Genomic DNA, 25881 nt, shown 5'->3' with positions numbered 1-25881 from the left:
ATTTCCGCTTCCGGCGACGCAGTCGACCGTGAAGGCACAGGCACGGCGACCTGTGCCCGAGCGGGCCGGATGGGAGCGGGTTGGGCCAGGGTGGGGGACCCCGTCGAGCACAGGCGTACGACGAGGAGCTGGGCAGGGCCGTCGCGGCGGCCCAGGAGGGTGACGAGGTGGCGTTCGCGGTCGCGTACCGCCTGGTCCAGCCGGGGCTCGTCGGCTATCTGCGCGGCCTCGTCGGCACGGACGGCGAGACGGCGGAGGACGTCGCCGCCGAGGCGTGGCTGGAGATCGCCAGGGACCTCGGGCGGTTCCGCGGGGACGGGGCGGGGTTCCGCGGCTGGACCGCGACGATCGCCCGCCACCGCGCGTTCGACCACCTGCGCCGCCTGAGGACCCGCCCGCGCCCCGCCCCCCTCGACCGGGAACAGCTCGAACTCCCGGACCCCGCGAGCACATCGGCGGCGGCCCTGGAAGCGATCGCCACGGAACGGGTACTGACCCTGGTGGCCGCCCTGCCCCGCGACCAGGCGGAGGCGGTCCTGCTCCGCGTCGTCGTCGGCCTGGACGCGGCGACGGCGGCCCGGGTCCTGGGCAAACGCCCCGGCGCGGTACGGATGGCTGCGCACCGGGGGTTGCGGAGGCTGGGGGAGTGGCTGGGCTGAGCCCGCGGCTCGGCGTCAGGTCCTGGACGCGTGGCGTCCGGCCTCCCGCTCCTGTTCCGCACCGTCCTCGTCCTCCGGGGCCTCCTCCCTGATGCGGAACCGGCTCAGGGAACGCGGCGCCCACCACGTGGACTTCCCGAAGACGCCCATCAGCGCGGGCACGAGGAGGCAGCGCACCAGGGTGGCGTCGACGAGCACCGCGAGGGCGGTGCCGAGGCCCAGCATCTTGGTCAGGGCGATCTGGGACGTGCCGATGCCGGCCATGACGACCGCGAGGATGACGGCCGCCGCCGTGATGATGCCGCCCGTGCGGGCGACTCCCGTGAGCACGGCGTCGCGGTGGTCGCCCGTGCGGTCGTAGTGCTCCTTGATGCGCGAGAGCAGGAACAACGAGTAGTCCATGGAGAGGCCGAAGGTGAGGCAGAACATCAGGACCGGCAGCGAGGTCTCGATGAAGCCGGTGGGGGTGAAGCCGAGCAGGCCGCTGAGGTGCCCCTCCTGGAAGACCCAGACCGCCGCTCCGAACATCGCCGTCAGACTCAGCGCGTTGAGGATCACGGCCTGGAGCGGCAGCAGCAGTGATCCGGTCATCAGGAACACCATGATCATGGTGACCACGACGATGAAGAGCAGCGCGTAGGGGAGCAGTTCGCCGATGACGTGGCGGCTGTCCACGAGCATCGCGGCCTGGCCGCCGACCCGCACCTGGAACGGGGCGTCGAGGGCGCGGATGTCCCGCACCATGCGCTGGCTGTCCGCGGAGATGTCCTCCACCGTGTGGTCGGGCCAGACCGTCAGGTAGTTCGTCCCGGAGACCACCCTGCCGCCGGTGCCCTTCGCCGGCTCGGCGAGGCGCCCGCCGTGGAAGGTGCCGACCGGGGTGTCCACGCGGTCGACCTTCGCCACCCGGGACAGGCCGCGCGCGTACTTCTCGACCTCGGCCCGCCCGGCGCCGTCCGCGAGGACGCTGATGCCGCCGGTCGGGCTGTTCGTGAAGGACGCCCGGATCTCGTCGTGCACGGAGCGGGCCTCGGCGTGCTTGCCCAGCTGCCGGTCGTCGACCGTGCCGAAGTCGACACGCAGGAACGGCAGGCCGAGCAGGACGAGGAACGCCGTCACCACCACGGTGACAAGGGGGCCGCGCTTCATGACGCCCGCGGTCACGCTCCGCCAGCGCCGCTCGGCCGCCTCCGGGCCCGCCCCGGCCCCCGGAGCCTGCCCGTCCGCGCGGCCGCGACGGCCGAACACCCTGAGGGAGTTGACCCGGTGCCCGAGGAGCAGGAGCAGCGCGGGCAGCACGGTGAGCGCGGCCAGCGCGGCGAGGGCGACCACGGAGATGCCCGCGTACGCGAACGAGCGCAGGAAGTACATGGGGAAGATCAGCATGGCCGCGAGCGACACCGCGACGACGGACGCCGAGAAGAGGACGGTGCGGCCCGCGCTGTGCATCGTGGCCGCCAGCGCCCTGCCGGGGTCCGGGCGCTTGACCAGCTCCTCGCGGTAGCGGCGGACGATCAGCAGGGCGTAGTCGATGGCGAGACCGAAGCCCAGCGCGGTCGTCAGGTTCTGCGCGAAGATCGACACGTCGGTCAGATGCGTGATGCCGACCAGGAGCGCGTTGGTGCCGAGGATGGCGATCAGGCCGATGGCGAACGGCAGGAGCGCGGCGACCACGCTGCCGAACGCGATCAGCAGGATGACGAGCACGATCGGCATCGCGACCAGCTCGGACTTCACCAGGTCGTCGGCGGTCTGCCGCTGCGCCTCGTTGCGGACGGCCACGGTGCCGCCCAGCTTGACGTCCAGCCCTGCGTGCCGCCCCCGGTACTCGTCCACGATCCGGTCGTAGACCTTCCCCGCCTCTGTCTCGTCGCCCTTGATGTGGGCCACGATCAGCGAGTGCTTCCCGTCCCTGGAACGCAGGGACGGATCCTTTCTCTGCCAGTAGCCGAGGACCCCGGTGATCCCCTCTTCCCCGGCGAGGCGCTGCGTCAGCGCACTCCCACGGCGAACGGTCCGCGCGCCGTCGGGCCCGTCGTCCCCGCCCCGCACCAGGAGCACGAGATTGGGCTGGCTCGCCGGGAACTTCTCGTTCAGCACGGTGAGCGCGCGCGACGACTCGGCCTCCGGGTCCTCGGTGCCGCCGAGTTGGAGCCGGTCGGTCAGGCCGCCGCCGATGACGGCCGCCGCGGCGAGGAGGAGTGCCGTGAGCGCGAGAAGGATCCGCGGACGGGACGTGATCCGCAGGAAGAGGGACATGGCTGGGTACCGCCGTTCACAGAGGTTCGGACACGTGATGCGTCGATCAGGGCTTGGTCACGGCGAATATGAACGCGGATCCGAACTTGGTCAGGCGGTAGTTGGTGAAGCCGGCCTTCTCCAGCTCCTCGGGCAGCGTCCCGAGGTCGGTCCGGCGGATGCCGGTCAGCTTCACGCCGAGACGGCTGCTCGGGTAGTCGTTCTCCGCGAACGTGCTGGCCGTGTAGACGCCGCCGGGCTTGAGCAGCCGGAAGACCTCGCGGTACGCCGACTGCGGGTCCGCGTAGAGGTGCAGCGACCCCGGGTTGCTGACGCCGTCGAACACGCCGTCCTTGAACGGGAGCCCGCGCACGTCGCCGCGGACCAGGCTCACGTTCGGCCGCCCGATGGTCTCCTGCTGCGCCTTGTTGAGCATCGCGACGGAGATGTCGAGGCCGACCACCGTGGCGTCGGGGATGGCGCCCGCGAGGCGGTCGGTGAAGTAGCCCGCCCCGCACGACAGGTCGAGCCAGGCGCCGGACCGGCTCTCCTCGAGCTTCAGCCAGTCGTGGTAGACCTGGAACTCCTCGGCGTAGCCCGGCACATGGCTGCCGAACCCGGCGAAGAGGCGGGCGAAGAACGGCCGCATGGCGGTCTCGTAGAGGCGGACGAACGCCTTGCTCTCCATCAGGCGCTGGGCCGTGGTCGGCGCCGCCGGGTCGGGCTGGCCCGGCTCCTGGATCATGTCGAGGAATCCGTCGGCCAGGGGCGAGATCCTGCCGCACGAGGTGCAGGCGAACGCGGTCGGCGTCCGCTGCTCGACCGCGGCGGAGCAGGAGGGGCAGGCGAGGAGGTCTGCCAGCTGGGGGCTCACGTGTCGTATCTCCTTGGTGGTGGGGGACTTCAGCGGTCGGCTGAGTCGCCGATGGACTTGGCCAGATCGTCTGCGTGCGGTCTGGTCAGCATGGTCAGGTGGTCGCCGGGGACCTCGCGGACGGCGACGGGGTGCGTCGTGAACGCGCCCCAGCCGCGCGCGGGGTCGTCGAGCAGCCGGGCCAGGGCCGGCGGCGGCACGTTGTCCGGGTGCAGCTCGGCCGCCCGGAAGAAGGTCAGCACGCCGTCGTAGGGCTCGGCGGGGGTGTGCAGGCTGCGCTGGTCGGCGATGTAGGTGCGGATGAACCCGCGCAGCTGCACGTCGTCGTCGAGCTCCGGGGGCAGCACTCCCTGCTGCCGGAGCCTCTCGCGCAGCCGGGTGATCTGCTCGTCGTCCGTGAGGCCGGCGAGCTCCTCCTCGGTGAGCTCCAGAGTGCGGCCGAAGAGGCGTCCGAACACGCCGGCCAGCGCCACCAGCCAGGCCGCCTGGTCCCAGTCCGCGAAGTGCTCGTGGCGCTCGGGCAGCGGAGCCGACGTGTCGAGCAGACCCACCAGCGCGACCTCGCGGCCCGCTGCCCGCAGCCTGCGGGCCAGCTCCATCGCGACGTGCCCGCCGAAGGAGTGCCCGACGAACCGGAAGGGTCCGGCCGGCTGGGCGTCGAGCACCAACGGCAGGTACTGGTCGGCGAGTTCGCGCACCAGTGACGTGGTGTCGACGTCCTCCGTGAAGTTCGGCTGGAGCCCGTACACGGCGAAGCGTTCGGGCAGCCCGTCGACCAGCTCGTGGAAGTACATGAGGTTGCCGCCGGCCCCGGGGAAGAGGTACAGCGGCTCGTGGCCGCCCGGCCGCAGCCGGACCAGGGACCGCCGGGCCGTGTCGCCGTCCCGCAGGAGGTTCGCCGCGAGCTCCGCGACCGTCGGCCCCTGGAAGAGGGTGGCCATGGACAGGCGTCGGCCGAACTCCTTCTCGACGCGCGCGAGGAGCGCCACGGCGAGCACCGAGTTCCCGCCGAGGCGGAAGAAGTTGTCGTGCGCCCCCACGTCGGACGCGTCGAGGATCTCGCCCCACAGCGCGGCGAGACGCATCTGGGTGAGGCCGCTGGGCGCCACCCGGTCCTGCTCGCGCCGGTCCGGCCGGGCGGGCGCGGGCAGCGCCTTGCGGTCGATCTTGCCGTTGAGCGTGTAGGGCAGCTCCGCGAGCACCTGCACGGTCGACGGGACCATGTATCCGGGAAGCCGGGCGCCGATGTGGCCGCGCAGCACCGCGTCGCTGATCCCGGTCCCCGGGCGGGGCACCACGTAGCCGGCGATCTGCCGCTCCACGCCCGCCCCGTGGACCGTGGCGGCGGCCTGCGCGACGTCCGGGTGGGAGCCGAGGGCGGCCTCGATCTCGCCCAGTTCGATGCGGTAGCCGCGCACCTTGACCTGGTGGTCGGTCCGGCCGATGAACTCCAGGGTGCCGTCGGGGCGGAACCTGGCCAGGTCACCCGTCCGGTAGAGGCGGGCGTGCGGCGCGCTCGCGTACGGGTCGGGCACGAACCGTTCCTCGGTGAGGTCCGGCCGTCCCAGATAGCCACGGGCCACGCCCGCGCCCGCGATGTGCAGTTCGCCCGGGACCCCGATCGGAGCGGGCGCCCCGTGCCGGTCCAGGACGCGCAGGGCGGTGTTGGCGATGGGGCGCCCGATGAACACCGTGCCCGTGGTGTCCACCCGGTGCGTGCTGGACCAGATGGTCGTCTCGGTGGGCCCGTACATGTTCTGCACCCGGGCGCCCGTCACCGCCGTGATGCGCTCGGCGAGCCCCGCGGGCAGTTCCTCGCCGCCGAGCAGCAGCAGGTCCAGGCCGGCCAGCGCCGACGGGCCCCCCGGCTCGTCGAGGATCATGGCGGCCTGGGAGGGCGTGCACTGCAGCTTGGTCACGCCGTGCCGCTCGATCAGCTGCGGTACGGAGAGGCCGGGTGCCGTGTTCCGGTCGGCGTGCAGGGACCGGGCGCGGTCCAGCATCGGCAGGGAGTCGAGCACCGCGTCGTGGTCGACGCCGAAGTCGATCAGGCAGGCGATCTCGTCGACGCCGGTGTCGGCGATGCCGTCGAGGAGTTCGGCGGCCCGCTCCGGCGTGCCGAACACCGCGGCGGTGTCGTAGTACCGCTCGAAGGCGTGGTCCAGGAGGGTCCGCAGATCGTCCTCGGGCAGGTTCCGCAGGTCGTCGCCGAGTCCCAGGCTGCGGGCGAGGTTGCCGATCAGCCCGAGCGACGAGGACAGGTAGTCGCGGAACGGGCCGCGGACGGTCTCCTTGACCAGGTCCGGGTCGTCGCCGACGAACGTGTGGACCATGAGCGTGACCCGCCCCGGCCCCTCGTGGCCCGCTTCGGCCCTGGCCCCGCGGTAGAGCGCGATCTTCTCCGTGAGCTGGTCGAGGTCCTGGTTGAGGAGATGGGTCAGGAGGTGGGCGCCGGACTCGCCGGCCGCGCGGAAGGTCTCCTCGCTGCCCGCCGCCGTGACCCAGACGGGCAGCTCCGCCTGTACGGGCCGGGGCAGCGACCGGACGGCGGTCGTCCGGCCCGTGCCGTTGGGCATCTCCACCGCTTCGCCCCGCCACAGGGACCGCAGGGTGCCGATGCCGTCCAGCATGATCTTCTTGCGGTCGGCGTAGTGGTCCGGGGCGAGCACGAAGTCGTCGGCCTGCCAGCCCGAGGCGATGGACACGCCGACCCGGCCGCCGGAGAGGTTGTCGACGACCGCCCACTCCTCGGCGACGCGCAGCGGCTGGTGCAGGGGCAGCACCACGCTGCCCGCGCGCACGGCGACCCGTTCGGTGACCGCGGCGACGGCGGCGCCGGTCACCGCCGGGTTCGGGTAGATGCCCCCGAACGCGTGGAAGTGCCGCTCGGGTGTCCACACCGCCTCGAAGCCGTGGGTGTCGGCGAACCGGGCGCCCTCCAGCAGGAGCCGGTAGGCACCGGGGGCGGCCGGGCCCTCGGTCTCCGTCGCGCTGGAGAAGTAGAACAGGCTGAGGTTCGCGACCTTCCCCGGCCGGCGCGTGGCGGACCGCGCGGGATCGGGCTGCAGCACCACGGTCGACCCCTGCGTCAGCGTCCACACCAGTTCGAGGACGGAGATGTCGAAGGAGACGGTGGTGACGGCAAGCCAGGGCCCCACGCCGTCGACGCCGAACTCGTCGGTCATGGCGGCGCAGAAGTTGACGACGTTGCGGTGCTCGACCATGACCCCCTTGGGCCGGCCGGTCGAGCCGGAGGTGTAGATGGCGTACGCGAGGTCCTCGGGCCCGGCGCCGTCGGATGCGCGCGGACCGTCGGGCTCACCGATGCCCGCCGACGCGCCGAGGTCCCCGAGTTTGTCGAGGCAGACGACCTCGGTGGTGTCGGGAGTGGTGACGGTGGCGCGCAGCGCCGAGGTCGTCAGCAGCAGCCCGGCCCCGGCGTCGCCGAGGATGTACGCGTTGCGCGCGGCGGGCGCGGTCGGGTCCAGCGGTACGTACGCGGCGCCCGACTTGAGCACCGCGAGCAGCGCGACGACCAGGTCGGGGGTGCGCGGCAGGCACAGTCCGACCAGGGTGCCGGGCCGGGCGCCCCGCGCGCGCAGCAGCGCGGCGAGACGGTTCGCGCGGCGGTCGAGGTCCGCGTACGTCACGACGGTGTCGCCCTGCACGATCGCGGCCTGCCGCGGGGTCCGCCCGACCTGCCGCTCGACCAGTGAGTGCACCGTCGCGTCCGGGACGTCAAGGGCGGTGTCGTTCCACCGCTCGACGAGGAGGTGCCGCTCGTCCGCGCCGAGCAGGGACAGCTCGGAGAGCGGGGTGTGAGGGGCCGCGACCGCGGCGGTCAGCAGCGTGCTCCAGTGGTCGAGCCAGCGTTCGGCGGTCGTCGAGTCGTACAGGTCCGTCGCGAACTCCAGGACGCCGTGCAGGCCGTCGGGGCGCTCCTCCGCGATCAGCGTCGTGTCGAACTTGGCGGTGCCCGTGTGCACCTCGTCCAGCCGTGCGTCGAACCCGGGCAGCCGGAAGCTCTCCGTCGTCGCGTTCTGCAGGATGAACATGTGCTGGAAGAGCGGGCTGTAGCTCAGCGTGCGCTCCGGCTGCAGCTCCTCGACGAGCTTCTCGAAGGGGAGGTCCTGGTGCTCGAAGGCGCCGAGGGCCGTCGCGCGGACCCGCCGCAGCAGCTCGTCGAAGGTCGGCTCGCCGCTCGCGTCGACCCGCAGGACCAGGGTGTTCACGAAGAAGCCGATCAGCGGCTCCACCTCGGGCCTGACGCGCCCGGCCACCGGCGTCCCCACCGGCACGTCGACGGCTCCGCTCAGCCGCGCGAGGAGCGCGGACCAGGAGGCGAGCAGCACCATGTAGGGCGTGCAGCCGTACTGGTGCGCGAGCTCCCGCACCCGCTCCATGAGCGAGGCCGGCAGGTGGAAGGGCATCGAGCCGCCGCGGTAGGACTGGACCGCGGGGCGGGTCCGGTCGGCGGGCATTTCGAGCAGGCCGGTGACGTCGGCGAGGGCCTTCCGCCAGTACGCGAGCTCCGGGGCCAGCGCCTCGGAGGTGAGGTGCTTCCGCTGCCAGGCGGCGTAGTCGGCGTAGCGCACCGTCAGTTCGGGCAGGGGAGCGGCGTCGGCGGCGCCGGTGCGCGCCGCGTAGAGCGCGGCCAGATCGCGGTAGAGGATGCCGAGCGACCAGGCGTCGGCGGCGATGTGGTGCACCGAGAGGAGCAGGTGCGCAAGCCCCGGTGCCTCGTGCACGAGGGTGGCGCGTACGAGGGGCGCCCGGCCGATGTCGAAGGGGCGCCGGGCCTCCGCCACGGCCACCTCGTCGATGGCCTGGCGGGACGTCAGGTGCTGTTCTGTGAACGGCAGTTCGTAGGAGTCGACGACGGTGGCCACCGGCCCTTCGTCCCCGGCGCGCACCACCGTGCGCAGGGCCTCGTGGCGCTCCACGAGGTCGGCGAAGGCCGAGCGCAGCGCCTCCCACGCGCCCGGGGCGGCCTCGCCCTCCAGCGTGATCCGGCCGGACAGCACGTAGGCGGCGCTGCCGCTCTCCGGCAGCATCTCGGACATGACCCACATCCGCTGCTGCCCGAAGGACAGCGGGAGCCCGCCGTCGTCGGCCTCCACCGGGGCGATCGCCGGACGTTCGGCGCGGCGCTCGCCCCGCGCCTCCCGCAACAGCGCGATCAGCGCGTCGCGGTGGCCGGTCAGACGGGCGCGCAGCTCGTCGTCGAGTGCGCCGGGAGGCGCGCTGAAGCGCAGCCGTCCCTTCTCCTCCCACAGGCGGATGTCGCGGGCACGCAGCTCGCTGAGCAGTTCGGCGGGGGCGGTCACAGCTCTCCCTCTTCCCATTCCTCACCCGCGCCGGCGGGCACGGGCGGTGCGGACGCCCAGAGCAGGACCTCCAGGTTCTCGGCGAGCGCGGACACGGTGGGCCGGGTGAACACGGTGCGCGCCGTGACGTCGACGCCGTGCTCCTCGCTCAGTCGCAGGGCGGCCCGCGTGGCGGCCAGCGAATGGCCGCCAGACTGGAAGAAGTCGTCGTCGCACCCCACCCGTTCGACCCCCAGGACGTCCGCGAAGACGGCGGCCACGGACTTCTCCAGAGCGGTCTCGGGTTCGCGCCCCCGGACCGTCTGCGGCTCCGGCTCGGGCAGCAGCGAGCGGGCCACCTTGCCCGCGACGGTCAGCGGCAGGGCGTCCAGCGGCACGAAGACCGTGGGCACCATGTACTCGGGCAGCCGGTCCAGGCAGTGGCGCCTGAGGTCGGCCGCGGACGGCGGCTCGCCGTCCGCCACCACCCAGGCCATCAGCGCCTGGGCCGCACCGCTCCCGCGCGCCTCCACCACGGCTTCCTTGAGCGCGGGATGGCTCAGGAGCGCCGCGGCCACCTCGCCGGGCTCGACCCGGAACCCGCGCACCTTGACCTGGTGGTCCACGCGCCCGAGGTGTTCCAGGGTGCCGTCGGCCCGCCACCGGGCGAGGTCCCCCGTGCGGTACATGCGCTCGCCCGCGGTGAACGGATCCGGCACGAACGCCTTGTCCGTGAGGTCCGGCCGGTGCAGATAGCCCCGGGCCAGACAGGGTCCCGCCACGTGCACCTCACCGGGCACGCCCTGCGGCACGGGGGCGCCGTGCGGGTCGAGCACCCGGATCCGCACGTTGTCGACGGCGGTGCCCACCGGGGGCAGGTGCTCCCACGTGTCCGGCGCGCCCCGCAGCGTGTACGACGTGATCACATGGGCCTCCGAGGGCCCGTACTGGTTGTGCAGCACCGCCCCCGTGTGCCGGAAGAAGTCCCGCAGCTCCTCGGTCACCTGGAGCTGCTCCCCGGCGCTGAACACCTCGCGCAGCTCCGCGGGCCACCGGCCGCCGCGGGCCCGCGCCACCTCGGCGAGCTGCTGCAGGGCGACGTACGGGAGGAAGAGGCGGGTGATGCCCTCCTCCTGGACGTACGGCAGAAGGCGCATCGCGTCCCTGCGCGTCTCGGCGTCGACCAGCACGACGGTGCCGCCCGCCGCCCAGGTGCCGAACATCTCCATCATGCAGATGTCGAAGTGCAGCGGGCTGAACTGCAGGACCCGGTCGTCGGGGGCGAAGGGGAAGGCCTCCGTCTGCCAGGCGAGCAGGTTGGTGATCGCGCCGTGCCGCATGGCGATGCCCTTGGGCTTGCCCGTGGACCCGGACGTGTAGATCACGTAGATCAGGTCGTCCCGGTCCGTCGCGGGCAGGGGCGCGTCGGCCGGCACGGCGGACCGGTCGAGGTCGTCGAGGCGCAGCAGCGTCGGCTCACGGTCCGCGCCGACGTCCAGGGGCGCGTCGCTGAGGACGAGGTCGGGATCGGCCTCGTCGAGCATCTGACGGGTGCGCTCGGCCGGGTGGTCGGGGTCGAGCGGCAGGAAGGCGGCACCGGCCTTCATGACGGCGAGCACCGCGACCAGCTGGCGCGGCGACCGCCGGGTGTGGAGGCCGACGAGGGTGCCCCGGCCCACGCCGCGGTCCCACAGCAGGACGGCGAGACCGGTGCTCTCCTCGTCCAGGCGGGCGTAGGTCAGCGACTGGTCCGCCATGGTCACCGCGACGGCGTCGGGGCGCAGCGCCGCCTGCTCGGTGACGTACCGGTGCACGGGCCGGTCCAGGTCGAAGGGCCGGTCCGCACCCAGGCCCGCCTCGATGGCGCGCTGCCGGTCCGCCGGAGTGAGCAGCGGCAGCCGGGAGACGTCGGAGCCGGGGGCGTCGAGCGCCGCACCGAGGAGCTGCCGGAAGGCGTCGGCCAGGCCGCGGGCCGTCGCGGGGTCGAAGAGGTCCCGCGCGTACTCCAGCGAGCAGGCGACGCTGTCGCCCCGGTGCTCCGCGAAGAGCGTCAGGTCGAACTTGGCGGTGCCGTTGTGCACGTCCGCGCGGGAGACCGTGACGCCGCCCGTCTCGGTGTCGGACAGCGGCGACTCGAAGTACGTCAGCATCGCCTGGAAGACCGGGGTGTGGCTGAGGGACCGCTGCGGGGCGGTCTCGGCGACGATGCGCTGGAACGGCACGTCCAGGTGGTCGATGCCTTCGAGGAAGGTGCGCTGGACGTGGCCGAGGAGCTCCTCGAAGGTGGCGGCGGCGGTCAGGTCGACGCGCAGCGGCAGCGTCTTGACGAAGAAGCCCACCAGGGACGCCGCCTGCGGCTGGTCCCGGTTGCCCACGGGCGTCCCGACGACCACCTCGTCGCTGCGCCCGCAGCGGGCCAGGGCGGCGGCCCAGCAGGTGAGGAGCACCACGTACGGGGTGACGCGGGCCCGTGCGGCCACCTCGGCGAGACGGGCCGTCGTCCGCGCGTCGAGGACGAAGTCGACGGTGTCGCCCTCGAACGACGGGTGCAGGGGCCGCGGCCGGTCGGCGGGCAGTTCTAGCAGGGGCGGAGCATCCGCCAACTGCCGCTGCCAATAGGAGAGTTGGAGGTGCTCGTCCAGGGGTGACAGGGTGTCCCGCTGCCACGCGGAGACGTCCGCGTAGTGCAGGGAGAGCGGCGCCAGCGCGGACGGTTCGGCGTCGGCGTCGTACAGGACGAACAGCTCGCGGAAGAGTACGGAGAGCGAAGCGGCGTCCGCGGCGATGTGGTGCAGGGCGAGGACGAGGTACGTCTCCCGGGGCGCCGTGGTCACCAGCACCGCGCGCAGCAGCCGCCCGGCCGCCAGGTCGAACCGCTCCCGGCCCGCCGCGCGTGCGACACCGGCGAGCTCCTTCTCCCGCTCCTCGGGCGGCAGTCCCGTCAGATCGACGCGCGCCACGTCGAGCGGGGCGGGGTCGAGGACGACCTGCCGGGGAGTGCCGTCGTCCCCGGTGCGGAAGGCGGTGCGCAGCGCCTCGTGCCGGTTGGCCACCTGGGAGAGGCAGGAGACGAGGACCTCGGGGCGCAGCGGCCCGTCGAGCCGGATGACGCCGCTGATCACGTACGTCGGCCGGTGCCCCTCCAGCTGGTCGAGCACCCAGAGCGCCTCCTGCCCCGGCGAGAGCGGGAAGGAGCGGCCGTCGCGCGGCAGCGCGGGCACCGGCGCGGCGGCCCGTGCCTGTGCGCCGAGGTGGGCGAGCAGACCGGGCTTGTGGTCGATCAGGCGGTCGCGGAGCCGCGCGGTCAGCGCGCCCTTCGCCGCCGACACACGCAGTTCGCCGTCCTCCGCCGTCAGCCGGATCCGGGCGTCCTCCACGGCCCGGAGCAGATCGGCGAGTTCCCGGAACGCTTCGGTGGCCTCCTGGTCCCTGCTCACAGAGTGATCTCCTCTCGTTCCGTGGGGTCGTCCCATGCGTCGAGCTCGGCGGCCAGCTGTTCCAGCACGTACGCGGTGAGTTCCTCGACGGAGGCGCCCTCGAGGAAGCGCACGATCGGGACGACGACCCCGAGGTCGTTCTTGATGCGGTTGCGGATGTCCAGGGACATCAGGGAGTCGAGCCCCAGCTCGGTGACGGGCTGCTGGGGGTCGAGGTCCGGGCCGAGGCCGAGCACCCCGGCGAGGCGTTCCGTCAGGTATCCGCCGACGATCGCGGCCCGTTCCGCGGGATCGGCGCCCGCGCACTTGTGCAGCAGCGCGGTCGCGCCGCTGTCGCCCGCCTCGTCGAGGAAACCGGCGAACTGCTGGGTGCGCCGGGCCGTGGGGAAGGCCTCGAACACGTCGGACCAGTCGATCCGCGCGACCGTGGCCTGCCGGGGGTCCTTGTCGAGGACGCGGTCGAGGACCTCCAGCGCCTCGGCCGGGCGCATGCTGCCCACGCCCACCCGGGCGAGCTGGTCCAGGCCCTTCTCGCGCACGGCGAGACCCACGTCGTTCCACGGGCCGTAACCGAGCGCGGTACCGGCCGCCCCCCGCGCGCGCCGGTGATGGGCGAGCGCGTCGAGGAACGCGTTGGCGGCCGCGTAGTTGGCGGCCCCCACCCCGATCGGCCCGAAGACGGCGGGCAGCGCCGAGACCAGCAGGAACAGCCGCGCGTCGGCGAAGACGCGGTGCAGGTTCCAGGAGCCCGCGACCTTGGGCGCCGCGACCTCCCGCAGCCGCTCCACGCTCAGGTCGGCGAGGAGCGCGCCGTTCACGACCCCCGCCAGGTGGACCACGCCGACCACCTCGGGCAGCCCGAGGAGCGCGAGCTGCTCCGGCAGGGCCCGGACCGCCGGCGCGGACGCCACGTCCACCGCCAGGGTGGTGACCCGCGCGCCCAGCGCTGTCAGCTCGTCCACCGCGGCACGCTGCGCGTCGGTGCTCAGGCCGCGCCTGCTGGTCAGGACCAGGTGGCGGGCGCCGCGCTGCACCATGCGCCCGGCGACGGCGAGCCCGAGGTCGCCGAGGCCGCCGGTGAGCAGATACGTGCCGGTCGGGTCGAGCCGCGGCAGCACGTCGGCCGGGCGGGCCAGCACGGTGTCGCGCACCAGCCGGGGCGCGAGCAACCGTTCGCCGCGCAGCGCCAGTTGGTCGGCCGTGCCGTCACGCGGGGCGAGCAGCACGGACGCCAGGCGCCGGCCGGTCGGTCGGTCCGCCTCCCCGGCGGGGTCCAGGTCGACGAGGCCGCCCCAGATGTCGGGCTGTTCGGCGGCGAGCACCCTGCCGAGCCCCCAGACGGGGGCCTGCAGCACGCCCGGCAGGGTGACGTCGTCGCGGGCGGGCTGCGCGCCGCGGGTCACCAGCCACAGCCGTCCGCAGCGCGTGGGGTCGTCCAGCTCCAGGGCGGCCCGGACCAGCGCGAGCGCCGCCTCGCTGCCGTGGCGCTGGGAGTCCTCCACGGCCTCGGTCGTCGGCACGTCGTCCGTAACGGACCCGGCGGTGTCGGCGGCCCCCGCGGCGTCCAGCGGCCACAGCAGGGCGACGCCGTGCAACGGGCCCTCGGCGACGGCCCGGTAGAGCGCGCGCCGCACCGCCGTGGCGTCCGGCTCCCCGGCGGCGTGGACCACGTCCGCGGTGTGGCCCGCGGCCCGCAGCTCGTCGGCCACCGCGTCGCCGTACCCGTGGGAGTCGGCGAGGACGAGCCAGCGTCCCGGGCTCAGCTCGGTGGCCGCGGGCCCGTCCGTGTCGGCCCACTCGGTGCGGTAGCAGAGCTCCGCGCCGGCGTCCGCGTGCTCGCCGTCCGCCTCCACCAGACGCATGCGCAGGCCCTCGGCGCGGGCGACCGTGCCCGCGTCGTCGAAGAGGCGTACGTCGGCGACGAGTTCGTCGGCGCCCTCGGCCAGGGGCGTGCGCACCACGTGGGAGTGGATCGTGCCCCGGGGGGAGCGCAGGATCTCGAAGGAACCCACACCGCTGGGCAGGGCGAGCGCCTCCGAGCCGCTGAGCGCGCCGGGAGCCAACGCGCCGAGCAGCAGGAACGCGTTGTCGAGCAGCGCGGGGTGGAACTGGTAGGCCTCCTCCGCGGGGCCCTCCGGCACCGAGAGGCGGCCGAGCACCTCGCGCTCGCCGACCCAGACGTTCTCCAGGCACCGCATGGCGGGTCCGTAGGCGGCGCCCGCGGCCTCGATCCGGCCGAAGAACTCCGCCACGTCGAACTCCGCGAGGCCCCGGGCGAGGAGGGACTCGGCGTCGGCGTCCAGCGCGTCGGCCGCGGTTTCCCGGCCCGTGCCGGGCGCCGCCGCGTCCGCCGCGTCCGCCGCGGGGCGGATCGTGACGCGGTCCGCACGCGGCTCGCGCACCGCCGGGTCCGCCGCGGCGATCTCCCGCAGCCGGTCCAACTGGGGCAGCCCGTCCAGCACCTCGTCGGGGGCGGGCCCGAAGTCGAGGAGGCAGGCGAGCTCGTCGGCGCCCACGTCCGCGAGCCGCCGCACCAGCGGCAGGCAGGACTCCGGGGAGCCGATGAGCGACCTCTCGGCGGCGAACCGGTCGTAGAGGAAGGAGACGAAGCGGGTCAGCTCCTCGTCCGGCAGCGTGCTGATGTCGACGTCCTCGCCGTGCCCGCGGCTGCGGGCCAGCCCCTTGAGCAGGCCCAGGTTCGCCTTCAGATACGTGCAGTACGGGTCCTTCGCCCGGCCCACGGCGGTGTCCGCGTCCGCGCCGACGAAGGTGTGCAGCATGACCGTCACGCACCCCTCGGCCGGATCGAACCCGGCCTCGGCGCGGGCGGCCCGGTACCGGGCGATGTTCTCGGCGAGCCCCTCCACGCCCTGGTCGAGCAGGTGCGTAAGCAGGTTCGCGCCGGCCCGCCCGGCCCGCTCGAAGCTCTCGGGCGAGCTGGCGGCGGTCAGCCAGAGCGGCAGCTCCGGCTGCACGGGGCGCGGATAGGTGCGCACGCGGATCGGCGCGCCCGTGCCGCTGGTCGCGGGCACCTGCTCGCCCCGCCACAGGGCGCGCAGGGTCGGCACCGCCTCGGCCAGGTAGGTGTTGCGCGTCGCGTAGCGCTCGGGGAAGAACGCGAAGTCGTCCGGGTTCCAGCCGGAGGCGAGGGAGATGCCCACCCGGCCGCCCGACAGGTGGTCGACGACGGCCCACTCCTCCGCGGTGCGCAGCGGATCGTGCAGCGGCGCCACCACGCTGCCCGCCCGCAGCCCGATGCGCCGGGTCTCCCTGGCGAGGGCCGCGTGCAGCAGTGCGGGGTTCGGGTAGAGCGAGCCGAGCGGGGTGAAGTGCCGCTCCGGCACCCACACGCTGTGGAAGTCGTGCTCGTCGCCGAAGCGGGCGCTGCGCACGAGCAGGTCGTAACGGTCCGCCCCGGCCAGCGCGTTCTCGTCGCTGGCGAAGAACATCAGGCTGAACTTCATGCCGCACCCTCCGCGTCGGTCGTGAGGGCGGCCGCCTCGCGGGCGCCCTCGTTGCTGGGCAGGGCGCCGACCAGCCGAGCACTGGCGTGCTCGGTCCACTCGGGGCCCCCGGTCTCGTCCCGGCTGTGCACGCTGAAGGACAGGGATCCGTCCGTACGCCGGTGGAGGGCGGCCTGCACCACGCGCGCCCCGTCCCGCGGGACGCTGAGCATGCTCTGGTAGCGCACGTCGCGCAGGACGTAGCGGCCCTCCGGGTCCAGCTCGCGGGCGGCGGCCAGGGCCAGTTCGATGTAGCTGGTGCCGGGTGCGACCACCCGCCCCTGGATCCGGTGGTCGTCGAGGACCGCCACCTGCCCCTGGGCCAGCACCCGTTGCCACACATGACGTCCGGGCTCCGCCGCCACCGACGGCAGCGGCCGCCCGAGGAGCGGGTGCCAGGAGACGTCGGGGGAGGGCTCGTCGGCGGGGGAGCGGCGCCGGTCCTGCGCGGCCGTGCCGCCGGGCGACACCTGGTCGGGCAGCCAGTACCGGCTGCGCAGGAAGGGGGCGGAGGGCAGCGGCCTGCGGCGGCCGGGGCGGCCCCGGCGCACGGCCGTCCAGTCCGGCTCGAAGCCCGCGCTCCACACGGCGCCCGCCGCGCGCGTCAGGGACAGCTCCTCCGGTGTGCCGCCGCGCAGCGAGGAGACCCAGAGGCCGCCCGCGGTGTTCTTGGTGATCCGCCGGGCCAGCGGGGCGAGGACCGCGTCCGGACCGATCTCCACGCCGGTGACGCAGCCGTCCGCCACGAGCGTCGCCACGCCGTCGGCGAAGCGCACGGCCCGGCGCAGCTGGTCCACCCAGTAGTCGGGGGTGGCGAACAGCTCGTCCTCCTCGCGGCCCGTCACCGAGGACACCAGGGGCGTCCGGGGCGGCCGCAGCGTCACCCGGGCGAGCGCCGCGCGGAACTCGTCGAGGACGGGCTCGACGAGCGGCGAGTGGAAGGCGTGCGAGGTGCGGACCGGCGCGGACTGGTGGCCGCGCTCGCGCAGCACCTCGGCGACGGCGTCCAGCGCCTCGGCCGACCCCGAGATCACCGTCTCGTCCGGTCCGTTGACCGCGGCCACGGCGGCCCGGTCGGCGTACGGAGCCAGCGCGTCGCGGACGATGTCCTCCCCGGCCCGCACGGCGCGCATGGCCCCACCGGCCGGCAGGCCCTGGGTGAGGCGGGCCCGGGTGCCTAGCAGGACCAGCGCGTCCTCCAGCTCGAACACCCCGGCCAGGCACGCGGCGACGTATTCGCCGACGCTGTGCCCGAACATGCGGTCCGGGGTCACCCCGAACGAGCGCCACAGGGCGGCCAGGGCGTACTCCACGGCGAAGATCGCGGGCTGGGCGTACTCGGTCCGTGCCAGCGCGTCGGCGTCCGTGACGACCGCGTGCAGATCCCAGCCGAAGTGCCGCTCGATCACCCGGGCGCAGTCGTCGAAGGCCTCCCGGTACGCCGGCCGGCTCTCGTACGACTCCGTGCCCATGCCGGGGCGCTGGGCCCCCTGCCCGGTGAAGAGGAAGGCGAGCGGGCCGCGGCGGCGCGGCGCGTGGCCGGCCAGCGCGTCGGACGCCGGACGGCCGGTCTCGGCGAAGCGGGCCAGGACCTGCCGCGCCTGCGCCGCGTCGGACGCGGTCACGGCCAGCCGGTGCGGCCGCAGGGTGCGGGCGGTCGACGCGGTGTGGACGGCGTCCGCCCAGGTGACCGTCGTACCGTCCAGGGCGTTCGCGTAGCGCCCGGCCAGGCCGCGCAGCGCTTCGGGCGTCCGCGCCGACAGCAACAGGGCTTCGGACACGGGCCGTTGGCCGTCCGGGGAGCCCTCCGTGGCACTGGCCGCGGCCGGGGTCTCCTCGACGGGAGCCTCGCCGACGACGACGTGCACGTTGGTGCCGCCGAACCCGAAGGCGCTGACACCCGCGGTGCGCCGCTCCGCCGGCCACTCCCGCGGGGCGGTGGGCACGGTCAGCGGCGACTCCAGGTCCGCGATGTGCGGGTTGAGCCGCGTCAGGTGGATCTGGCCCGGGATGGTGGCGTGCCGCAGGGCGAGCACCACCTTGATGAGGCCGGCGATGCCCGCGGCGGACTCGGTGTGGCCGATGTTCGCCTTCACCGAGCCGACGTGGACCGGCGTGAGGGCCCCGTCCCTGCCGTCGCCCAGCGCCTCGGTCAGCGCCTCGAACTCGATGGGGTCGCCGAGCGCGGTGCCGGTGCCGTGCGCCTCGATGTAGCCGAGCCGGTCGCGGTCGAGGCCGGCCGCCGCCCACGCGGTGCGCACGACGTCCACCTGCGCCCGGCCGTGCGGCGCGGTCAGCCCGTTGGACCGGCCGTCCTGGTTCGCGGCCGAGCCGGGGATGACGGCGAGCACCTCGTCGCCGTCCGCGCGGGCCCGGGACAGGGGCTTGAGGACGACGACGCCGCAGCCCTCCGACCGCACGTATCCGTCGGCCCGCTCGTCGAAGACCTTGCAACGGCCGTCCGCGGCCATCATGTTGGCGCGGGAGAAGACGGCGGTCAGCTCCGGGGACAGGATGAGGTTGACGCCCGCCGCGAGCGCCGTGGTCGTCTCGCCGCGGCGCAGTGACTCGCACGCCTGGTGCACCGCGAGCAGGGACGAGGAACAGGCGGTGTCCACCGCGAGGCTGGGGCCGCGCAGGTCCCACAGGTACGAGAGCCTGGCCGCGGCCACGCTCAGCGCGTTGCCCGTCCCGTAGTACGCGTCGAGCGCGGAGTCCGTGCCCGCGGTCAGACGGGAGTAGTCGTTGTTGCTGATGCCGACGTAGACGCCGGTGGCGCTGCCGGCCAGGGTGTCGGGGTGGATCGCGGCGTTCTCCAGGGCCTCCGACGCCACTTCGAGCAGCAGCCGGTGCTGCGGGTCGATGGCGGCGGCCTCGGTCGGCGAGATGCCGAAGAACTCCGGTTCGAAGCCGTCGACCTGGTCGAGGAAGCCGCCCCACCGGGTGCTGACGGCGCCCGGGACGCGCAGCTGCGGGTCGTAGAGCGCGTCGGCGTCCCAGCGGTCGGCCGGCACCTCCACGATGGCGTCGCCGCCGTCCCGCACGAGGCGCCAGTACGCCTCCGTGTCCTCGGCGCCGGGGAACCGGCAGGCCATCCCCACCACGGCGATCGGCTCGTCGGCCCCCGTCGGAGCGGCCGTGGGCGCGGCCTCCCCGGTCACCCCGGCCTCCCCGCCCTCCCGGGCGAGGTGCCGTGCGACGTCCTCGGCGGTCTGGAACCGGTAGAGGAGCGCGGCGGGCAGCCGGCGGCCCAGGGTGCGCTGGAGGGCGCCCGAAATGGCCACGGTGGCGGCGGAGTCCAGGCCGTACGCCGCGAAGTTCTCGTCGGGCGCGATGTCCTCGGGGGACATCTCCAGGTGCTCGGCGACGGCCGCGACCACGGCGTCGACGTAGCGCGCCTCCGAGGCGGAGACGGAGGCGGGGGCGGCGGCCGAGGCCGGGGCCGCGTCCTCCGGGGCCCGGCGCGCGGGGGCCGGGCGTCGGGCGGAGCGCCAGACCGCGACCGTGTCCAGGGTGCCGTCGAGGTAGCCGCTCCGGGCGGCGCGGCGGGCGATCTTCCCGCTCGACGTCTTGGGGACGGCACGGTTCCGCAGCAGGACGAGGGCGTCCAGCGTCACCTCGTGCTCGGCGGCGAGGACGGCGGCCACGGCGGACCCGAGCGCGTCGGCGTCGACGTCCTCGTGGCGCACCTCCTGGACGACCACGACGCGCTCCTGGCCGTCGGACTCGACGGCGAAGGCGGCCGTGCAGCCGGGCCGGAAGACCGGGTCCACGTCCTCGACGGTGCGCTCGATGTCCTGGGGGTAGAGGTTGCGTCCGCGGACGATGATCAGGTCCTTGATGCGGCCCGTGATGCACAGCTGTCCGTCGGCGGTGAGGAAGCCCTTGTCGCCGGTGGCGAGCCACGGCAGGGCGTCGTCCGGTTCGCCGGCGAGCCGGTTGCCGAAGGCGGTGCGGGTCTCCTCGGGCCGCTGCCAGTAGCCGCTTCCCGCGCTGGGGCCGCGCAGCCAGATCTCGCCGATGGCGCCGGGCTCCAGGGGCCGCAGGGTCTCCGGGTCGACGACGAGCAGTTCCTGGTCGAGGTGGGCGCGTCCGCAGGCGAGTACGGCGTGCGTGTCCGGGGCGCCGGGGTCCGCGGGGGCGGCCCGGTCCTGTTCGAGCCCGGTGCCGTCCAGGTGCTGCACGCGGGCGCCCTCTCCGGCGTATCCGGAGGTGACGAAGACGGAGTTCTCGGCGAGGCCGTAGGCCGGGTACCAGGCGTCGGGGCGGAAGCCGTGGTCCGCGTAGAGGCCGGCGAAGCGCTCCAGGGTGTCGGCGCGGATCGGCTCGGCCGCGTTGAGGGCGATGCGCCAGCCGCTCAGGTCCAGGCCCGCGCGGTCCTCGGGCCGGGTGCGGCGCACGCACAGCTCGTAGGCGAAGTTGGGGGCGCAGGAGAAGGTGCCGCCGAAGTCGGACAGGGCGCGCAGCCAGCGGACCGGGTCCTGGAGGAACGCCTCGGGCGGCATGTACACGAGCCGGGCGCCCCAGTTCAGGGAGAGCAGCAGGTTCGCGATCAGGCCCATGTCGTGGAAGAGCGGAAGCCAGGAGACCAGCACTGGCTGCTCGGCGTGGTCCATGGCGTGCGCCATCATGCCGAGGTTGTGCAGCAGGTTGGCGTGGCTGAGCATCACGCCCTTGGGCGCGCCGGTGGACCCGGACGTGTACTGGAGGAAGGCCAGCCGGTCGGGGTCGTCGTCGGGGGCGCGCCAGGCCTCGGCGGCCTCCGGGGGAACCGAGTCGGTGGCGATCCAGCGTGCGGTGAAGGCGCTGGTGGCGGCCAGCCGGTCGTGCAGCGCGGCCGGGGCCGCGATCACGGCGGCGCCGCAGTCCTCGGCCACCGCGTAGAGACGGGCCGCGTGTTTGTCGGAGCGCGGCGGGTAGGCGGGCACCGCCACCATGCCCGCGTACAGGCAGCCGTAGAAGGCGACGGCGAACTCGGGGCCCGAGGGGCAGAGCATGAGCACGCGGTCCCCGGGGCCCGCGATCTCCCGCAGCCGGGCCGCGAGGGCCCGGGCGCGGAGGTCCAGGTCGGCGAAGGTGAGTTCCTCCGTGACCCGCGTGCCGTCGGCGAGGAAGGTGAACGCCGTCCGCTCGGGGTGCTCGGTGCTGCGTGCCCTGAGGAGGTCCACCAAGGTACGGGCCGACGGGGCCGATGGCACTGACTGGGGTATACCGCTCACTTCTGCCTCTCTCGGAACCTCGGAAGATGCCGGGCGCCAGGCGGTGGGAGAGCACCGCCCGGCGCCGGAGCCGCCGCACGCGGCGCGTGTGTTACTCGGCGGTCGCGGGCTGCGGCGGGTAGAACAGGTGGACGGCCGGGGCGGCCCGCTTGAGCGCGCCGACCATCTCCTCCGCCGAGGCGAGCGGGATGACCTTGCCCTCTTCGAAGGCGCCCGTGGAGTAGCCGGTCAGTACGGCCGCGTGGGCGGCCTCGGCGTCCGGGAAGTCCACGACGACCGCGAAGTTGTACTCGATGTCGCGGGTGAACCAGTAGTTCACGACGGTGCCGCCGAGCGCGCCGTAGAACTTGAAGGCGTGCTCGTCGCGGGCGATGACCGCCTGCGGGTCCTCCAGGATGGTCTTGACCACGTCCTGCGTGTAACGGGCGAGAATCATGAACTGCACGGGGTACCCCTCCAGGAATACGTCGGCTCAGCGCGCCCGGAAGACTCCGGAAGAGGGCGAGCCACAGGATCACTTTCAGCCATGCTTCCGGCACCCCGGGTGCCGGAACAACCGCATGGCAGCAAGACGACAGCCGCTGGCACCCTGTGGCCAGCGGCCGTCAAGTGGCTGCTCAGGCAGGCGTGTTGGCGTTCCGCAGGGCCGCATCGGTGAGGGCTCCCGCGGCGCCGACGTAGCCGGCCGGGTCGCACAATGCGGCCAGCTCGCCGGGGGCGAAGTCGGCGTCCGCGAGGGCGCCGAGCGCCTTCTCCAGGGGTTCACCGGTGCTCCGGGAGCGGTCCGCGGCCCGGGTGAGCAACCGCCGGGCCCCGGCCTTGCCGAGACGGGGTGCGAGCACGGCGGTGAGCCGCTCCGAGACGATCCGGCCGCCGGTGAGCGCCAGGTTCTCGCGCATGCGCTCCGGATGCACCCGGAGCCCCTCGGCGAGCTCCCGCGCCGTCCAGGACGCGCCGCCCGTCAGCCGCAGGCATTCGCGCAGCGGCTGCCACTCCGCGTGCCAGGCCCCCGCCGAACGCTCGTCCTCGCCCAGCATCGACTGCGTCAACCCGCCCGCAAGGGCGGGCACTTGCAGGGCGGCGCTGCGGATCAGCGTGGCCAGCACGGGGTTGCGCTTGTGCGGCATGGCCGAGGAGCTGCCCCGCCCGGCCCCGCCCGGTTCGGCGAGCTCACCGATCTCGGTCCTGGCCAACGTCTGCACGTCCACCGCCAGTTTGCCCAGCGCGCCCGTGACGAAGGCGAGCAGGGACGCGAGGTCGGCGACCGGGGTGCGCAGCGCGTGCCACGGCAGGGCGGGGCGGGCCAGGCCGGTCTCCGCGGCGAACGCCTCGGTCAGCCGGTGGACGTAGTCGGTGTCCGGCGCGGTCGGCCCCGCGTACTCCAGGTATCCGGCCAGCGTCCCCGCCGCGCCGCCCAGGGAGACGGGCAGCCCGTTCTCCCGCACCCGCTCGAGCCGGTCGAGGGCGTCCAGGACCAGCTGGCGCCACCCCGCCGCCTTCAGGCCGAACGTGGTCGGCACGGCGTGCAGCGCGAGGGTGCGCCCCGGCATGACGGTGTCGCGGTGCTCCTCGGCGAGGCGGGCCAGCGCCCGCGCCGTCGCCCCGAGGTCGTCGCGGATCAGGCGCAGCGCCCGGTCGGCGACGAGCATCGCCGCGGTGTCCAGGATGTCCTGGCTGGTCGAGCCGCGGTGGACGTACTCGGCCGCCTCCTCGTCGACCGCGGCCACCACCCGGGTGAAGGCGGGCACCAGGCCCACGACGGGGTTGGCGGCCTCGCGGGCGGCGACGGACAGGGCGCGCAGGTCGAGGAGTTCGGCGCGGGCCGCCCCGGTGATGATCCGCGCGGCCCGCTCCGGAACCGTGCCGAGACGGGCCTGGGCGCGGGCGAGGGCCGCCTCGGCGTCCAGCATCGCCTGGAGCCACGCCGGGTCGGCCACCACCGCCTCGACGGGGGTGCCGGCCCGCACCGGGGACAGCAGCCCCGCGTCCTGCGCGGCGTGCGGCAGGTGGGGGGCGTCGGTCATGCGAGGACTCCGATCGGCTCGTGCACGTCGTCGGCACCGGGGGCCGCGACGGGCGGCAGCGCGTGCAGGGCGGCGGCGATGGCGTCGGAGTCCGCGAGGGTCACCGAGTCCACCCCTGGCCGGATGCCGGCCGCGGTCACCCAGTGCACGCCCTCGGTGGGCACCCCGTAGGCGAACCGGCGCGGATGGGCCCGGCCCTCGGCGTCCACCACGTGGTAGGGCCGTTCCGTCACCGCGAGGCCGCCCGTCTCGTGGTGGCCGCCCCCTTCCTCCGGTATCCGGTACGGCGCGGCCTGGCCGGAGCCGAGCAGGTACGACAGGAGGGGGTCCGCGCTGCGGCGCAGGTCGGGCTCCTGGAGCCGGGCCTCGATGAGCACCCGGGCGCGCACGGGCGGCCCCGGCACCCGTGCCGAGCGGGCGGTGAACGCGGCTTCCCGCCCCGACGTCTCGACGCGTATCTCGGTGCCGGGACCGAGCAGTTCGACGACCCCGGCGTCCATCAGGGCGATCAGTTCCTCGATCCGGGAGACCGGCGGCCCGATGGACAGGAAGCCGTTGAACGGCGTGTACCACTCGCTCAGTTCGTGCCGGTGGGAGGCGCCGTCGAGGCCCGCGTGGTCCACCACGAGACGCACCTCGTTGCGCAGGTCCCGCAGCACGTCGAGTGCCGCCTTCAGCGGGCCGTCGCGGTTGCCCTTGCGCGCCTCGGCGACGTCCCGTGCCAGGTGGTCCCGCGCCCAGGCGCCGAAGTCTTCCCGGTCGGCGAACTCGCGGTCCCGGTACGGTTGCGCGAGCTCGTCCCAGCGCAGCCGCTCCCGGACACCGAGGGCGTCGAGCAGCGCCTCGCGCTCCCCGGGGCCCGCGGCGGCCGCGTAGCGGTCGAGGAAGGCGGCTTCCTCGGCGCCGCGCCCCGACTCCCTGAGCAGCGCGGCGTAGTAGACGCTCTCCACCTCGGCGGCGACGAGCGGCCACAGCTCCTCGCCGAACCGCACCCGCCTGCCGAGGCGGGCCCGCTCGCGGAACCCGGCGATCACCTCCGGCGTCAGCAGCCTCGGCCGGTGCCGCTCGGACACGCCCTTCTGGTTCTCGCCGCGCGCGTGGTACGGGATGCCGCGCCGGGAGGTCGCGTACATCCGCGGCTCCCGGCCCGACGGCCGGTACACCAGCCGCTCGCGGTCCTGGACGAACGTGCCGCCCCGGCCGGTGGTCAGCAGCGCCAGATGGTCGAAGAAGCACAGCCCGAGACCGCGCAGCAGCACCTCGTCGCCGGGCCGGACGGCGCCGAGGTCGACGTCGGCGGGGTTGGCGGGGAGCACATGGGTGAGGCCGTGGCGGCGTGCCAGGTACGTGGTCCGCAGCTCGCGCGCGAGCGGACGCACCGGGGTGTGCCCCTGGGCGAGCACCACCGCGTCCAGGCCCCCGAGCCAGGTGCCGTCCTCCAGACAGACGCTCTGGGTCTCCCCGGTGTCCAGCAGGGCGACGGCCCGCGTCCTGTGCACCTCCACGCAGACGTGTGCGGGAGCGCGGTCCACGACGCGCCGGAACGCGGCGCGCAGGTAGCGGCCGTACAGGGCGCGGGTCGGGTACGTGTCAGGACCCAGCGCCCCGGCGGCGGCACGCGTCGCGTCGTCGGGGTCCGTGCCGTCGCCGGCGGCCACCCGCACCGCCCACTCGTACAGGCTCGGCCCGGGCTCCACCGGCCCTCGCAGGTCACAGCTGTCGTCGGTGTACAGGGTGATCTGCGAGGCCACGGTGTTCATCAGGAGCTGCGGGGGCTGGTCGGTGCGCCAGACGGCGCCCGCGCCCGGTTCCCCCGGATCCACCAGATGCACGGTCAGTGAGCCGTGCGCCGGATCGTGCCGCTCCCGGGCCAGCAGCCGTTCGAGCACGGAGAGCCCGCGCGGACCGGCTCCGACGACGCACACCGTCTTGTGCGCGCCACCGGGTCCGACGGGCGGGAGCGGCGCGGCTGTCACGTCAAGTCCGCGCACAGCAGGCGCATATCGCGGTGGGCCAGGTGCCACACCGTGTGGTAGCTCTCGACCAGCGGCGAGGTCACATAGGTCGGGTCGCCGCCCCGCACCCGGTCCAGCGCGGACCGCAGCCGGGCCGGGTAGCTCTCCCAGAGCGGGTGGGCGGCGCCGACCGCGTCGACGGCGGCGGCCGCGTCCGCGTCGAACGCGGCGAGCTTCTCGCCGATGCCGTCGCCCTGGCGCTGGTAGTCCGTCACCAGGTACTTGAGCGAGGAGTCGTGGGCCTCGAAGCCGGCCAGCGCCGCTCGGGCCCCGGCGCGCTCCTCGGGGGAGGCGTCCTTCCGCCACGCGGCCAGCAGGTCCTTGGCCCGCTGCGTGCCGTCCGGCGTGAGGCCGTACAGCTCCCCGCGGGGGCTCTTCACCAGACGGACCAGGCCGTCGTCCTGGAGCCGGGCCAGGGTCGCCCCGGCGTCCGCCACGCCCCACGCCTCGAAGCGTTCCGTGGCGAGCCAGCCCGCCACGTGCAGCGCGTGCAGCACGCGGGTGCCGGGGCCGGCCAGGGCCTCGTCGGCGTGGCCGGGCAGGTGCAGAGAAGTCGTCATGGTGCTCGTCCTTTGTGCGTCGTACGGGGAAATGGGCGCCCACCCG

The 25881-nt window shown here is 74.4% G+C and carries 11 protein-coding genes; 1 reads left to right on the top strand and 10 read right to left on the bottom strand.

Translation table 11 applies throughout. The features are described 5' to 3' along the window. Positions 1 to 80 precede the first annotated feature (80 nt). Entirely contained in the window at positions 81 to 659 is a 579-nt protein-coding gene (locus AC07DO_RS26780) for an RNA polymerase sigma factor (protein WP_479063307.1), read from the top strand. 15 nt (positions 660 to 674) lie between these two features. Here AC07DO_RS26780 and AC07DO_RS26775 read toward each other — a convergent pair whose 3' ends face one another. From AC07DO_RS26775 to AC07DO_RS26730, 10 genes are all read right to left on the bottom strand, one after another. After that, a complete protein-coding gene (locus tag AC07DO_RS26775; protein ID WP_479063306.1) occupies positions 675 to 2918 on the bottom strand; it encodes an MMPL family transporter in 2244 nt (747 codons plus the stop codon). 46 nt (positions 2919 to 2964) lie between these two features. Beyond that, a complete protein-coding gene (locus AC07DO_RS26770; RefSeq protein ID WP_479063305.1) occupies positions 2965 to 3771 on the bottom strand; it encodes a methyltransferase domain-containing protein in 807 nt (268 codons plus the stop codon). 29 nt (positions 3772 to 3800) lie between these two features. Further along, complete coding sequence (locus tag AC07DO_RS26765) at positions 3801 to 9098, bottom strand: MupA/Atu3671 family FMN-dependent luciferase-like monooxygenase (RefSeq protein WP_479063304.1); 5298 nt, start codon at positions 9096 to 9098, stop codon at positions 3801 to 3803. After that, a complete protein-coding gene (locus AC07DO_RS26760) occupies positions 9095 to 12514 on the bottom strand; it encodes a non-ribosomal peptide synthetase (protein ID WP_479063303.1) in 3420 nt (1139 codons plus the stop codon). The genes AC07DO_RS26765 and AC07DO_RS26760 overlap by 4 nt, the downstream gene beginning before the upstream one ends. Continuing rightward, entirely contained in the window at positions 12511 to 15978 is a 3468-nt protein-coding gene (locus AC07DO_RS26755; RefSeq protein WP_479063302.1) for a bifunctional LLM class flavin-dependent oxidoreductase/SDR family oxidoreductase, read from the bottom strand. The genes AC07DO_RS26760 and AC07DO_RS26755 overlap by 4 nt, the downstream gene beginning before the upstream one ends. Then, on the bottom strand, positions 15975 to 21215 hold the full coding sequence (locus AC07DO_RS26750; protein ID WP_479063301.1) for a beta-ketoacyl synthase N-terminal-like domain-containing protein: 5241 nt from the start codon (positions 21213 to 21215) through the stop codon (positions 15975 to 15977). Before AC07DO_RS26750 ends, AC07DO_RS26755 begins: the two co-directional genes overlap by 4 nt. Before the next feature lie 112 nt (positions 21216 to 21327). Continuing rightward, on the bottom strand, positions 21328 to 21672 hold the full coding sequence (locus AC07DO_RS26745; RefSeq protein ID WP_479063641.1) for a GYD domain-containing protein: 345 nt from the start codon (positions 21670 to 21672) through the stop codon (positions 21328 to 21330). A 181-nt stretch (positions 21673 to 21853) separates the two neighbouring features. After that, positions 21854 to 23260: a nitrosuccinate lyase gene (locus tag AC07DO_RS26740; protein WP_479063300.1), complete on the bottom strand. Its 1407-nt coding sequence runs from the start codon at positions 23258 to 23260 to the stop codon at positions 21854 to 21856. Next, the gene (locus tag AC07DO_RS26735; RefSeq protein WP_479063299.1) at positions 23257 to 25236 is read right to left on the bottom strand and encodes an FAD/NAD(P)-binding protein; all 1980 of its coding nucleotides are present in this window, start codon (positions 25234 to 25236) and stop codon (positions 23257 to 23259) included. Before AC07DO_RS26735 ends, AC07DO_RS26740 begins: the two co-directional genes overlap by 4 nt. Then, entirely contained in the window at positions 25233 to 25835 is a 603-nt protein-coding gene (locus AC07DO_RS26730) for a hypothetical protein (RefSeq protein WP_479063298.1), read from the bottom strand. The genes AC07DO_RS26735 and AC07DO_RS26730 overlap by 4 nt, the downstream gene beginning before the upstream one ends. Positions 25836 to 25881: the final 46 nt, after the last annotated feature.

The organism is Streptomyces sp. NPDC045678, from assembly GCF_056432085.1.
Note: the sequence above shows the minus strand (reverse complement) of the source record. Positions and strands in the feature narration are given on the sequence as shown.